The organism is Bosea sp. Tri-49, assembly GCF_003952665.1.
GTDB lineage: Bacteria > Pseudomonadota > Alphaproteobacteria > Rhizobiales > Beijerinckiaceae > Allobosea.
Map to the genome: position 1 here is coordinate 5,751,045 of NZ_CP017946.1, position 12,865 is coordinate 5,763,909.

Annotated in this window: 13 protein-coding genes; 9 read left to right on the forward strand and 4 right to left on the reverse strand. The window is 66.7% G+C overall.

What is annotated here, in order from left to right; all coding sequences use genetic code 11:
- Positions 1–2: 2 nt before the first annotated feature.
- Positions 3–620, reverse strand: coding sequence for a glutathione S-transferase family protein (locus BLM15_RS27750; RefSeq protein WP_126115769.1), 618 nt, complete (start codon positions 618–620; stop codon positions 3–5).
- Positions 621–773: 153 nt separating this feature from the next.
- Positions 774–1,409: a class I SAM-dependent methyltransferase gene (locus BLM15_RS27755; protein ID WP_126115770.1), complete on the reverse strand. Its 636-nt coding sequence runs from the start codon at positions 1,407–1,409 to the stop codon at positions 774–776.
- Positions 1,410–1,621: 212 nt separating this feature from the next.
- Here BLM15_RS27755 and BLM15_RS27760 point away from each other — a divergent pair, with 212 nt between their 5' ends.
- From BLM15_RS27760 to BLM15_RS27780, 5 genes are all read left to right on the forward strand, one after another.
- A complete protein-coding gene (locus BLM15_RS27760; protein ID WP_126115771.1) occupies positions 1,622–3,361 on the forward strand; it encodes an alkaline phosphatase in 1,740 nt (579 codons plus the stop codon).
- Between the two features lie 62 nt (positions 3,362–3,423).
- Positions 3,424–3,840, forward strand: a complete 417-nt coding sequence (locus BLM15_RS27765) for a hypothetical protein (protein WP_126115772.1) — start codon at positions 3,424–3,426, stop codon at positions 3,838–3,840.
- Positions 3,833–4,543: an ABC transporter ATP-binding protein gene (locus tag BLM15_RS27770; RefSeq protein ID WP_164547664.1), complete on the forward strand. Its 711-nt coding sequence runs from the start codon at positions 3,833–3,835 to the stop codon at positions 4,541–4,543. Before BLM15_RS27765 ends, BLM15_RS27770 begins: the two co-directional genes overlap by 8 nt.
- Positions 4,540–5,775, forward strand: coding sequence for an FtsX-like permease family protein (locus BLM15_RS27775; RefSeq protein WP_126115774.1), 1,236 nt, complete (start codon positions 4,540–4,542; stop codon positions 5,773–5,775). Before BLM15_RS27770 ends, BLM15_RS27775 begins: the two co-directional genes overlap by 4 nt.
- A gap of 65 nt (positions 5,776–5,840) precedes the next feature.
- Complete coding sequence (locus tag BLM15_RS27780) at positions 5,841–6,398, forward strand: L,D-transpeptidase (protein WP_126115775.1); 558 nt, start codon at positions 5,841–5,843, stop codon at positions 6,396–6,398.
- Here BLM15_RS27780 and BLM15_RS27785 read toward each other — a convergent pair.
- On the reverse strand, positions 6,395–7,690 hold the full coding sequence (locus BLM15_RS27785; RefSeq protein ID WP_126115776.1) for a DUF3422 family protein: 1,296 nt from the start codon (positions 7,688–7,690) through the stop codon (positions 6,395–6,397). The two genes, BLM15_RS27780 and BLM15_RS27785, sit on opposite strands and share 4 nt — an antisense overlap.
- A gap of 151 nt (positions 7,691–7,841) precedes the next feature.
- On the opposite strand from BLM15_RS27785, the gene BLM15_RS27790 reads away from it, so the two are divergent.
- The 4 genes from BLM15_RS27790 (at position 7,842) to BLM15_RS27805 (ending at position 11,040) form a co-directional block, all read left to right on the forward strand.
- A complete protein-coding gene (locus BLM15_RS27790) occupies positions 7,842–8,468 on the forward strand; it encodes a hypothetical protein (protein ID WP_126115777.1) in 627 nt (208 codons plus the stop codon).
- Positions 8,469–8,561: 93 nt separating this feature from the next.
- Entirely contained in the window at positions 8,562–9,059 is a 498-nt protein-coding gene (locus BLM15_RS27795; RefSeq protein WP_126115778.1) for a hypothetical protein, read from the forward strand.
- Positions 9,060–9,355: 296 nt separating this feature from the next.
- Entirely contained in the window at positions 9,356–10,282 is a 927-nt protein-coding gene (locus BLM15_RS27800) for an ABC transporter ATP-binding protein (protein WP_126115779.1), read from the forward strand.
- On the forward strand, positions 10,279–11,040 hold the full coding sequence (locus tag BLM15_RS27805) for an ABC transporter permease (protein WP_126115780.1): 762 nt from the start codon (positions 10,279–10,281) through the stop codon (positions 11,038–11,040). Before BLM15_RS27800 ends, BLM15_RS27805 begins: the two co-directional genes overlap by 4 nt.
- A gap of 17 nt (positions 11,041–11,057) precedes the next feature.
- Here the strand turns inward: BLM15_RS27805 and BLM15_RS27810 are convergent, their stop codons facing one another.
- Entirely contained in the window at positions 11,058–12,740 is a 1,683-nt protein-coding gene (locus BLM15_RS27810) for a methyl-accepting chemotaxis protein (RefSeq protein WP_126115781.1), read from the reverse strand.
- Positions 12,741–12,865 lie beyond the last annotated feature (125 nt).

Genomic DNA, 12,865 nt, shown 5'->3' on the forward strand with positions numbered 1-12,865 from the left:
GCTCAGGGCACTTGGCCGGGCTCGAGCGTGCCATCCTTCTGCAGGGTCTGCTGCAGCCCCGGCCGCTCCATCATCCGCCCCATATAGGCCTCGAACACCGGCAGGCGCGGCAGCACACCGACGATGTTCATGCCGAAATGGATGCCGGCGCCGAGCTGGGTGTCGGCGGCGGTGAAACGCTCGCCGGCGGCATAGGGGTGCTCGCCGAGTTTCTTCGCGAGATTGGCGACCGTGTCGGCATGAGAGCCGAAGGAGAAGCCGCGCGCCTCGTACTGGAACTTGTGCATGGAGGTGGCGATGATCGGGTCGAGCACGGCGTCGGTATAGACCAGCGAGGTCAGGAAGGTCGGGCGATCGGCATCGCCGACGGCCGGCGCCAGCCCGGCTTCCGGAAACTGCTCGGTGAGATAGAGGCAGATCGCGGCGCGCTCGGTGACGGTGGTGCCGTCATGGACGATCGCTGGAACCTTCTTGTGCGGCTGGATGGCGCGATAGCTCTCCGGTGGGCCGTCCTCGGCACGAATGTCGACGAGCTTCATCTCATAGGGCTGGCCGAGCTCCTCGAGCAACCAGAGGATCGAGAAGGAGCGCGACTGCGGCGAATGATAGAAGGTCAGCATAGCGATGTCCCTTTTGGCGTTTCCTCAAGCGATGGACGGGCTGATAGGGGTGTTGTGTGTCAGCAGCTGTCAGGAGCGGCCTGTACTTGCCCGATCGTTTGGAACGAAACGTCGCTGAGTGAGGATTGCTCCACTCAGCCCAAGCTTCCAGCGCTATATCTTGCGCGCCACGATGAAAGGCCGGCTGTCCTTGCCTTTGCTCGCATGGCGTTCCGTGCCCAGGATCTCGAAGCCCGCGGCGGCGATGAGATCGCTCAGTTCCTGCGCACTGAAGACGCCGGCATAGGGTGCCTTTCCGATCATCTGCATGAGCGGCAGGGCAAGCCTGATCAGCGGGTTCATGTCGCCGAGGCAGGGTGTCTTGGTGATGAGCAGGCCGCTGGGCGCGAGCACAGAGTGAATGCTGCGCAACGTGCTGGTGAGGTCGCGGACCAGATGCAGATAGCTGAAGCCGAGAACCGCATCGAACCGAGCAGCTTCGGAAGCGAGCGCCTCGGCGGTCGCGGTGCGGAAGGTAAGACCCGCAATCGGGTTTGCAGTGTGCTTCTCCTGCGCGATGGCGATCATGCCGGCGGAGAGATCCGCTGCGAGATAGCTCTTGACCCCGCTCGCGAGCCGGAGCGCCGTTGTCCCGGTGCCGCAGCCGACTTCGAGCACGCCGTCGTCCGGCTTCAGCAGGGCGCTCGTCCGTTCCAGGGTGCGCTCATATCCGGCCTGGTCCGAGATCCGCGATCTGGCGTAGCTCTTCGAGGACCGGTCCCAGAAGCGGGCATCGCTTGCCGTGCTCATGCTGCGTCTCTCCTGCGCGATGCGGGCTTAGCACAGGCCCTGCAACAGTTCGTTGCCCGCTGCAGGGGCAGTTGGTCCGAAATCCAAGTTCACAGGCCACAATAAATTGAGTGTTATAACGTAACATTATTGCCCCGAGCGCAGTAATCATAGTGTCATCTGACGCTCCTAACGCTCCGCCGACCTGGCTTTCCCATGGGGCGGAGAAGATCATGCAGAAGCGAACCTGGCTGATGGCGGCGGCGATGCTCGCCAGCGCGGCGCCGGCGACGGCGCAGACCATCTACCCGCTGACCCGCGCCGAGATACTCGAAGGCTCGCGCTTCGACTTCAAGGTCGAGTTCCCCAACGCGCCGACCTCGGCCGACGTCAAGGTCACGATCAACGGCAAGCCCGTCGCCGAAGCCTTCGGCCGCGAAGTCCAGTTCGTCCAGAACGAGGAAGGCCAGAAGCATTCGGCCCTCTGGCTGCGTGGCGCGCAGCTGCCGGCCGGCCAGTACGTCGTCGAGGCGACGCAGGGCAGCGACAAGGCCACCGTCAACTGGACCGTCTACCCGACGGCTGAGCGCAAGGCCAAGAACGTCATCCTCTTCGTCGGCGACGGCATGTCGATCGCGCATCGCACCGCGGCGCGGATCCTGTCGAAGGGCTGGGAGCAGGGTCTCTACGGCGGCGAGCTCGCCATCGACGACATGCCGAACATGGCGTTGATCTCGACCTCGGGCACCGACTCGGTCGTGACCGACAGCGCCAACTCCGCCAGCGCCTACACCACCGGCCACAAGTCCTGCGTCAACGCGCTCGGCATCTACTGCGCCAAGAACGCCCTGACGCTCGACCACCCCAAGGTCGAGACCATTTCCGAGGTGATCAAGCGCAAGCGCGCCGGCATGGCGATCGGTGTCGTTACCAACGCCGAGATCGAGGATGCGACCCCGGCCGCGATGGTCGCCCACACCCGCCGCCGCTCCGACTACAACGACATCGTCAAGATGTTCTTCGACGTGCAGCCCGACGTGATCATGGGCGGCGGCTCGCCGAACTTCCTGCCGAAGTCGACCCCGGGCACCAAGCGCACCGACGATCTCGACTTCATCGCCAAGTTCAAGGAGGCCGGCTACACGCTCGCCACCACCAAGACCGAGATGAACGCTGCGGTCGCCGGCGGCTCCAAGAAGCTGCTCGGCCTCTACAACACCTCGAACATCGACGGCGCCTTCGACCTGCGCCTCGCCAAGAAGGGCTCGATCTCGAAGTTCCCCGATCAGCCCGACGTGGTCGAGCAGACCAAGGCTGCGATCGAGATGCTCAAGGGCGCGCAGGACGGCTTCTTCCTGATGGTGGAATCGGCCCGCATCGACAAGTACAGCCACTCGCTCGACTGGGAGCGCGCGGTGTTCGACACGATCATGCTCGACAACGCCGTCAAGGCCGCCAAGGAGTTCGCTGGCGATCGCAACGACACGCTGATCATCGTCGTGCCCGACCACGCCCATCCGATCTCGATCATCGGCACCTATGACGACGATCGCCCGGGCCAGCTGCTGCGCGACAAGCTCGGCACCTACCACGAGTCGCTGCCGCCGAATTACGGCCCGCGCGATGCCGACGGCTACCCGACCAAGGTCGACACCTCGCGCCGTCTCGCCGTCGCTTTCGGCAGCTATCCCGACACCTGCGACACCGGCCGGCCTTATCTCGACGGCGAGCGCGTCCCGGCCGTGAAGGGCCCGGACGGCAAGACCAACATCGCCAACGAGAAGGACTGCACTGGTCCGCTCGCCACCCGCAAGCAGGGCAACCTGCCCTTCGACGCCAACTCCGGCGTCCACGCGGCCGACGACGTGCTGCTCACCGCCATGGGCCCGGGCTCGGAGCGCTTCCGTGGCCACAAGCCGAACGTCTTCGTCTTCCGCGTCATGGCGGAGGCGCTGGCCCTCGGCGGCAAGTGAGCGATCGCTCGTCCGATCGGCGCCCCATCGGGCGCCGCACGCTCTCCCGCCGCGGGCTCCTCATGGGGCTCGCGGCGTTGCCCGTCTCGCTGCGCGCGTTCGCGACCGAGGCGGAGATGCTGACCTTCGACGGGCTCTACAAATCCTTCGGCGTGCTCGGCTTCCAGTTCTCCGACCGGGCGACCTCGCTGCGCGGCAAGCCGGTCAGGATGCTCGGCTATATGGCACCGCCACTGAAGCCGGAGAGCCATTTCTTCGTGCTGACGCGCGAGCCACTGGCGATCTGCCCGTTCTGCCAGTCGGATGCCGACTGGCCGGTCGACATTGTCGTGGTCTTCATGCGCGCGGCGACGCCGATGGTCAGCGCCGGCCAGAAGGTTGCGGTCAGCGGCCGACTCGAGATCGGTTCGTCGACCGATGCCGAAACCGGCTTCGTCAGCCAGGTCAGGCTGGTCGATGCCGGCTTCCACAGTGTCTGAGCGAGCGGCCGGCGCGGTTCGGTCCCTACATTTCTCCGGCGTCCAGGTCGACCATCGCGATGGCGACGGGCGGCCCTTTCGCGTGCTCGACATCCCCGAATTCGTCGCGCCGCCCGGCACTTTGATCGGCCTGCGCGGTCCGTCCGGCTCGGGCAAGACCTCGCTGCTGCACCTTGCTGCCGGGCTATTCTCGCCCGATGCTGGGAGCGTCGGTTGGGGCGATGTCGCGGTCTCCACGCTGCCGGGTGCGAAGCGCGACCGCTGGCGGCGCGAGACGGTCGGCTTCGTCTTCCAGGATTTCCATCTCGTGCCCGAGCTCGACGTGCTCGCCAACATCACGCTGCCGGCGAGTTTTTCGCGCTGGCGGCGGACGGAAAGCCAGGTTTCGCGAGCGACTGCGCTCGCGGGGCGCATGGGGCTGACCGATCTGCGCCGGCGTGCCGCCGTGCTCTCGCGCGGCGAACAGCAGCGCGTCGCGATCGCCCGGGCTCTGTTCAACGCGCCGGCGCTGATCCTCGCCGACGAGCCGACAGCGAGCCTCGATCCAGCCCATGCGGCCGAGGTCGGATCGTTGCTGGTCGAAGTGGCCAAAGAGAGCGGCGCGACGCTGCTCTGCGCCTCGCATGACTCGGCACTGCTGGCGCGGATGCAGCATGTCGTAGCGATCGGCGATGGGCCGCTTCATCTGAAAGCTGCCGCATGAACCCGCTGCCGATGGTCATCGCCGATCTCCGGGCGCTGCGCTGGACCGCTGCGGCGATCGTGGCGCTGGTCGCGCTGGCAGTGGCGATCGGCGTTTCCATCGGCGCGCAGGAGCGGGCGCTGCGCCAGTCCTCGGCCCGGGCGGCCGATGATTTCGACCTGCTGGTCGGCGCGCCCGGCAGCCAGATGCAATTGCTGATGTCGGCGATCTACCTGCAGCCCGAGGCGCTGCCATTGATCGACGGGCGCCTGATCAACGAGCTCGCCCGCGATCCGCGCGTCGCGGCCGTCGCGCCGCTCGCCTTCGGCGACATCGCCCGCGGCCATCCGGTGATCGGCACCACGCTCGCCTTCGCCGGCCGCTGGGGCCGCCTGCAGCCGAGCGAGGGCCGCCTGTTCGGGCGCGAGGGCGAGGCCGTGCTTGGCGCCGACGTCACCTACAAATTAGGCGACAAGATCGAACCGTCGCATGCAATCGCCGGGCATTGGCCGAAGCGCGGCGTCGCCGATGCCGAAGAGGCGAGCCATCGCCATGAGGGCCATGCCTATATCGCGGTCGGCCGCCTGCCGCGGCTCGGCTCGCCCTTCGACCGCGCCATTCTGGTGCCGATCGAGAGCGTCTGGGAGGTGCATGGGCTCGGCAATGGCCATGCCGGCGATGGCGCCGCGCTCGGCCCGCCCTTCGACGGCCAGCGCATTCCCGGCGTGCCGGCGCTGGTGGTGAAGCCGAGAGCCGTCGCCGACGCCTATACGCTCAGGGCGCGCTACCGGCAGGGCGGCACCATGGCCTTCTTCCCGGCGGAGGTGCTGGTCGGGCTCTATCGCACGCTCGGCGATGTCGGTCAGGTGCTGAGCGTCGCCTCGGTGCTGAATGCAGTGTTGATCCTGGCGGCGATCTTCCTGCTGCTCGTTGCGGTCACTGGTTTGAGGCGGCGGCGTTATGCCGTGCTGCGCGCCCTCGGCGCGCCGCGGGCCTATGTGCTGCTGGTGGTTTGGCTCGGCATGGCCGGGCTGGTTGCGGCGGGGTGTGCCCTCGGCCTCGGGCTCGGCGCCGTCGCGACGCTCGCGGTCTCCGGCCTGTTCGAGGCGCAGACTGGCCTACGGCTCTCGCTCGCGCTTGGTCGGCCGGAGCTGGCCCAGGTCGGGCTGATCCTGCTGCTCGGCTCGCTGGCAGCGCTGATTCCGGCAGCGCTGTCCTATCGCCGTTCGATCACCGCCGGCTTGCGCGGCTGAGCCGGGGTTGACCCCGCTTTGCCTCTTCCGGTTAAATCCCGGTGGGGGGCGTTGCAGGGATCATCATGCTGCGCGCCATTATACTGACTGCCACGGTTCTCGCCTTCGCTACGCCTGCATCGGCCTATTCCAACCCGATCAGCCGCGGGCTCGCGGACTTCCTCAACATCTTCAGCGAACAGCCGGTGCCGCGCCAGACCGTGGCCTGGAGCGGCAAGCAGGCGCCCGGCACGGTCGTGGTCTCGACCAGCCAAAGGCGGCTCTACTACGTGCTCGGACGAGGGCAGGCGATCCGCTACGGCGTCGGCGTCGGCCGGCAGGGCTTCAGCTGGTCCGGCACCAAGACCGTCACGCGCAAGCGCGAATGGCCGGACTGGCGCCCGCCCGCGGCAATGCTGAAGCGTCGGCCCGATCTGCCGCGCCATATGGAGGGTGGCATGGAGAACCCGCTCGGTGCGCGGGCGATCTATCTGGGATCGAGCCTCTACCGCATCCACGGCTCGAACGAGCCCGACACGATCGGAGCGGCAGTCTCGTCGGGCTGCATCCGGATGACCAATCGCGACGTGACGGATCTCTATGACCGCGTCAGGCCAGGCACCAAGGTCATCGTGCAGCGCTAGCTGTCGCTGTGGCCGCGCCTGATGCGCCGGACCATCAGCCAGACACCGAGGATCGCGACCGGTACGAACAGGGCGGTCGCGATGCCGATATCGATCGGCAGGAAGCCGGCATCCTTGGCGCCCTTGGCGAGATAGCCGAACAGGCTGACGACATAGTAGCCGATCGCCGCGACCGAGAGCCCCTCGACCGTCTGCTGCAGGCGCAATTGCAGGCGGGTGCGGTCGTTCATCGCCGCGAGCAGGTCCCCGTTCTGCTGTTCGAGCGCGATGTCGACGCGGGTGCGCAGAAGATTGGCGGCACGGGCGAGCCGGCGCGACAGGTCGAGCTGGCGTTGCTGCAGCATCTGGCAGGTGCGCATCGCCGGCGCCATGCGTCGTGACAGGAAGGCGGCGATGGTCGGCCAGCCACCGAACGGCGCTTCGCCGATCGCCTCCAGGCGCTGGCCGACGATGCTGTCATAGGCGCGGCTGGCGCCGAAGCGATAGTTCGACGAGGCGGCTTCCGATTCCATCGTCGCAGCGATGGCGGTCATCTCGTCGAGGAGCGCATTGTCGGCGGCGAGCCCGTCGGTTTGGGTCATCGTCCCGGCGATGCGCACCAGCACCTCCTCGGTGCGGCGCACGGAGGGCGCGAGGCGGTGCGCCTCCGGCAGGCCGAGCAGAGCCAGGATGCGATAGGTCTCGACCTCGAGCAGTCGCTGGGCCAGTGCGCCGGCTCGCGCCGGGGTGAGTTCGCGGTCGAGGACGAGGATGCGCACGAAACCATCGGCGCCGGCCCGAAAATCGGTCGCCGCTACGCCGGCCTCGCCGTCGACCAGCGATGCGGCAAGGCTCGCCGCATCGAAGAGCGCCCCCAGATCGGGGGCGGCCTTTTCGGGCAGCAGATGCAGGTCGACCGCCACCAGATGCGCTCCCGGCTGCGGCAGAGCGTGCATGCCGTGCGGCAGGACGGTGCTTGCCGGCAGGAACGGGTCTGCGCCGGGTGAGGGCAGTTCCCAAGTATAGGTGGTGAACTCGCTGTGCTGCTCCCAGCGCAGGCTGACATCGCCGAGCCGGGCACGATGATGCTTGGCGCCCTCGGCCGGGCCGGGCACGCCGCGCTCGGCGCAGAAGCGGGCGAGTGCCTCGCGATCGGCGGTGGCCTGCGCCTGGTCGGTCATGAAGGCGAAGTGCAGCAGCCGCTGCGGCGTTGCCAGCGGCGCGAAGGGGCGGGCATGGATCTCGCCGAGGATCGTGCCGCGCGACGGGTGCGCGACGAGCGGCGCAACAACGCTCTCGGTCGTCTGGTCCATACCGTCCTGCCCCTTTGCACGCTCGCCCTTCGGCTTGTCCGCGCATCGGGAAGCTTGCCGGAAAGCGAAGAGCGCTACGAGTCGGGCACGGTGTCGCAAGGGCAGCGCGCTGGTGACATGATCCGGCGTCGCCGCCGCCTAGGCTCGTCTCATGCCACTACCCAACCGCATCCGCCCCGATGGCTCGCTCTTCGCCGATCCGGCTCGCGGCCTGCTGTTCGGCAACCGCGGCGGCAAGTTCCACGATCCTGCGACGAAAGCGCTGCCGGCACGCCTCTATGCGACGAACCAGTGGATCTGCTGTGTGCTTTCGTTCAAGGGCCGCCAGCGCAATGTCTGGGGCCGCTATTACACCGAGCTGTTCTTTTGCGACGAGGTGACGGCGCTCGCCGCCGGACATCGCCCTTGCGTTGAATGCCGGCGCGCCGATGCCCATGCCTACCGGGCGGCGCTGGTCGCGGGGCTCGGGCTGGCCGAGGTGCCGCTTTTCCCCGTGATCGACGAGCGGCTCGATCGCGAACGGCGCGACGGCAAGGCGAAGCGCCTGCACCGGTTTGCGGCGGAGAGCCTTCCTGACGGGGCGATGATCGCCGCGGGCGAGGGCGAGTTCCTCGTCTTGCGCGGGGACAACGCCCTGCTTTGGTCGCCTTCCGGCTATGTCGCGACGCGGAAGCGGCCGGCCGGTTTGGTGACTGCCGTCACCCCGCCGTCATCGCTGGCCGCGCTTGTGAACGGCTATCAACCGCTCTGGCACCCTACGGCCGCCGAACTGGCCTGAAACGCGGTTTGCGCGGCTTGTCAGCCTCAAGGGCGACAGCGCAACGTCCCGCCCTGTGGGCTCGCGGGCCGAGCAGATCCTGGGGGAGTTTCGATGCTGAAGATTGTTTTTGCGCTCGCTGTCGCGCTGGTCGGTTTCAGCGGCTTGCCGGCCTTTGCCGGAGCGCTCCAGATCACCGATGAGGACCCGGTCGCCGTGGTCACGGTGCCTGACGCCTGGACGACTGCGAAGATCAAGCGCGGCGTCGAGATCAAGACGCCGGACGACGAGATCTATCTCTGGTTCGAGCTCGTGGCACCGGACCAGATTGACACGTTGCAGAAGGAGCACAACGGCTATTTCGACAAGGAAGGCGTCACCATCACCGGCGCTTCCGAGACGATCAAGCAGGAGGTCAAGGGCAAGGCCTGGTCGTTCACCGAGCTCAAGGCCAAGAGCAAGGATGGCGATTCGCTCATCCGCTATGTCGCGATCAACCCGAACGTTGCGAGCGGCAAGATCATCATGATGACCTATTGGGCCTCGCTCGACGGTCACAAGACGCATGACGCGGCGATGAAGGCGATCATCGACAGCATCGCCTACAAATAAGATCCGCTTCGCGCGAGGGAACCGCCGGCCGGCTCGCGACGTTGTCCCGTCATCTTCATCCGATGACAATCAAAGGGTTAGCGTCGATGCGTTCAATCATTCTGTGGCTGGTCGGCGTTCCGATCCCGATCATCATCCTGCTCTGGTTCTTCATGCGCTGACAGGAACTGGTAGAAGGACTTGCTATGGCCGGGCTTGCCCGGCCATTCTTGTTCCGCGGGATGTCGTGCCGGCAGGGCGAAACGGCACCATCCCGCCTTCACCCCTTTGCCGTGCTGCGAGTATAGCTTTCGCCCATGCAACCCATCATCCAGATATCCGGCCTGTCGAAGACTTATGCTTCGGGCTTCCAGGCCTTGAAGAGCGTCACGCTCGACATCAGGCGCGGCGAGATTTTCGCCCTGCTCGGGCCGAACGGCGCTGGCAAGACGACGCTGATCAGCATCGTCTGCGGCATCGTCAACCCGAGCACCGGCACGGTCCTCGCCGATGGCCACGACATCATCCGCGACTACCGCGCCGCGCGCAGCCAGATCGGCCTCGTGCCGCAGGAGCTGACCACCGACGCCTTCGAGACGGTCTGGGCGACGGTGTCGTTCAGCCGCGGCCTGTTCGGCAAGCCGAAGAACCCGGCAATCGTCGAGCAGGTGCTGCGTGACCTCTCGCTCTGGGACAAGCGCGACAGCAAGATCATGACGCTGTCCGGCGGCATGAAGCGGCGCGTGCTGATTGCCAAGGCGCTGGCGCACGAGCCGCAGATCCTCTTTCTCGACGAGCCGACCGCCGGCGTCGACGTCGAGCTCAGGCAGGACATGTGGAAGCTGGTGCGCCGCCTGCGCGACAGCGGCGTCACCATCATCCTGACCACGCACTATATCGAGGAGGCCGAGGAGATGGCCGACCGGGTCGGCGTGATCAGCAAGGGCGAGATCATCCTGGTCGAGGAGAAGGCCGAGCTGATGCGTAAGCTCGGCCAGAAGCAGCTTACCTTGCACCTGCAGGCGCCGCTCGCGGCGGTCCCGGAGGCCCTTTCCGGCTACGGCCTGACCCTCCAGGCTGAGGGCGAGGAGCTCGTCTACACCTACGACACCAAGGCCGAGCGCACCGGCATCACTGCCCTGATGAAGGGCCTCGCCGACGCAGGGATCCGCTTCAGCGACCTGCGCACCAGCCAATCCTCGCTCGAGGACATCTTCGTCGGCCTTCTGAGGGCGAACGCATGAACCTGCACGCAATCAAGGCGATCTACCGCTTCGAGATGGCCCGCACCTGGCGTACGCCGCTGCAGAGCATCCTCTCGCCGGTGATCTCGACCTCGCTCTATTTCGTCGTCTTCGGCGCGGCGATCGGCTCGCATATGGGCGCGATCGACGGCGTCCCTTATGGCGCCTTCATCGTCCCCGGCCTGATCATGCTCTCGCTCTTGACCCAGAGCATCGCCAACGCCTCCTTTGCGATCTATTTCCCGAAATTCGTCGGCACGATCTTCGAACTGCTCTCGGCGCCGGTCGCCTGGTGGGAGGCCGTGTTCGCCTATGTCGCGGCGGCAGCGACGAAATCGGTGATCCTGGGATTGATCATCCTCGCCACCGCCTTCCTGTTCGTGCCGCTGAAAATCGAGCATCCGATCTGGATGCTGCTCTTCCTGATCCTGACGGCCGCGACCTTCAGTCTGTTCGGCTTCATCATCGGCGTCTGGGCCGATGGTTTCGAGAAGCTGCAGGCGATTCCGCTCCTGATCATCACGCCGCTGACGTTCCTTGGTGGCTCGTTCTACTCGATAGACATGCTGCCGCCGTTCTGGCGGGCGGTGACGCTGGTCAACCCGGTCGTCTACCTGATCAGCGGCTTCCGCTGGAGCTTCAACGGCGTCGCTGATGTCGGCATCGCCGTCAGCCTGGCGATGACGCTGGTCTTCCTCGCCGCCTGCATCGCGGTGATCGCCTGGATCTTCAAGACCGGCTACCGGCTGAAGAACTGAGCTCCGGCGGAGGGGCGTCAGGCGGCCTTGATCTGGCCGAAGAAGGTCGCGACCGCGCCGCGCAAGGCTTCGGCCTCGCGCGCCAGGTTCTCGGCGGTACGCAGCGTGTCGGACGCGGCGCCGGTCGCCTCCCCTGAGGCCGCGGCGAGGCTGTCCAGCGCCATGGCCGCGGTCGCGGCGCCGTCGGCGGTCGCCTGGGCGTTGCGGGCGATCTCCCAAGTCGTGCTCTTCTGCTGCTCGGTCGCGGCGGCGATGGCGCTGGTGTGCTGCGATACCTCGGTGATCGTCGCAGCGATCGCGCCGATAGCCGCGACCGCGTCCCTCGCTTCGCCCCGGAAGGCCTCGATCTGGCTGGCGATGCCGTTCGTCGCCTCGGCGGTGCGGCTCGCCAATGTCTTGACCTCGGCGGCAACCACGGCAAAGCCGCGCCCGGCCTCGCCGGCACGAGCGGCTTCGATCGTGGCGTTGAGCGCCAGTAGATTGGTCTGCTCGGCAATGTCGCGGATCAGGTCGATGACGCTGACGATGCGCTCGGAGGCACGCGCGAGCCCGTCGACACGTCGGCTCACGCCTTGAGCGTCTGTGGCGGCGCTGCCGACCATGGCGCTTGCCTGCGTCACGCGCTCGGCGATTTCGGCAATCGAGCTCGACAGCTCCTCGGCTGCAGCTGCGACGTGCTGGACCTTGCCGGATGCATCCTGCGAGGCGTTCTGCGCTCCGCCGATCTGGACGGTCCGGGCACTTGCGATCTCGCTCACCGCCCGCGCGGCGCCCTCGAGTGTATGGGCACCGATCTCGACGGTTTCGAGCGCATCGGCGAGCCTGGCATCGAAGGCGGCGACGATTTCGGCGATCCGCTGTTGGCGCGCGGTCCGTCCAGCTTCGTTATGCGCGGCGGCGGCTTCCAGGGCCTCGCGGGCGAGGGCGTTGTCGCGGAAGACCTCGACCGCTCGCGCCATGTCGCCGATCTCATCCTGGCGGCGCAGGAGCGGAATGTTCGTGACGGGTTCGGCGGCTGCCAGGCTGCGCATGGTCGTCGCGAGCCGGCGCAGTGGGCGAGAGACCCGGCGATACACGACCAGGACCGTGAGGCCGAGGCCGGTCAGGATCGAGAGGACGCCGAAACCGATCTGCAGGTTGACGCTGTCGCGCTGCATCGCTTCGAGCCTGGCGTCGAGCGCAGTACTGCGCCCGTCATAGCTGCCTGCGATGCGCTTCAGCGTTTCGTTGAGCGCCTTGCGATTGTCGCGATTGGCGTCGTCATTGCCGGCTGCTCGCGCCGCCATCGTGGCGCCTTGCCGGCCAAGCCGGACGATGTCGCGCCGGAAGTGGAGAAATTCCTGAACGCGCGTTTTGAGGTTGTCGAAATCGGCCCGCTCCTGGTCCTCGACCAGCGGTTGCCATTCGGCCATCAGCAATTCGATCTCGACGAGGTTCTGCAGCAGCGGCGGCGCAAAGCGCTCTGCTCCGATGGCGCCTTCGCTCATATAGATGCCACGCGATTCCATCACGACCGCGTTCACCAGCCCATTGATCCGCTCGGCGAGGGCCGAGCGATGGGTGATCGACTGCATCTCGTCCGTCATCGTCGCATAACGGCTGAGGCTGTAGACTCCGAGGCTGATAGCGATCGCAGCCGCGATGACGAGAAGCGAGATCGCACCGAGAATCTGGCTCGAGATCGTGCGCAGGGTGGCCATCTGTGTCGCGCGTCAGGAGGCCACGGCTTCGTCACGGTGCGCGGCAGGGAACCCGGCACCGATCTACGCGCAGCTTGGTTAAATTAGCGTTGGAGGGTTCGTGATGCGCGGGCGGCGATACCGCG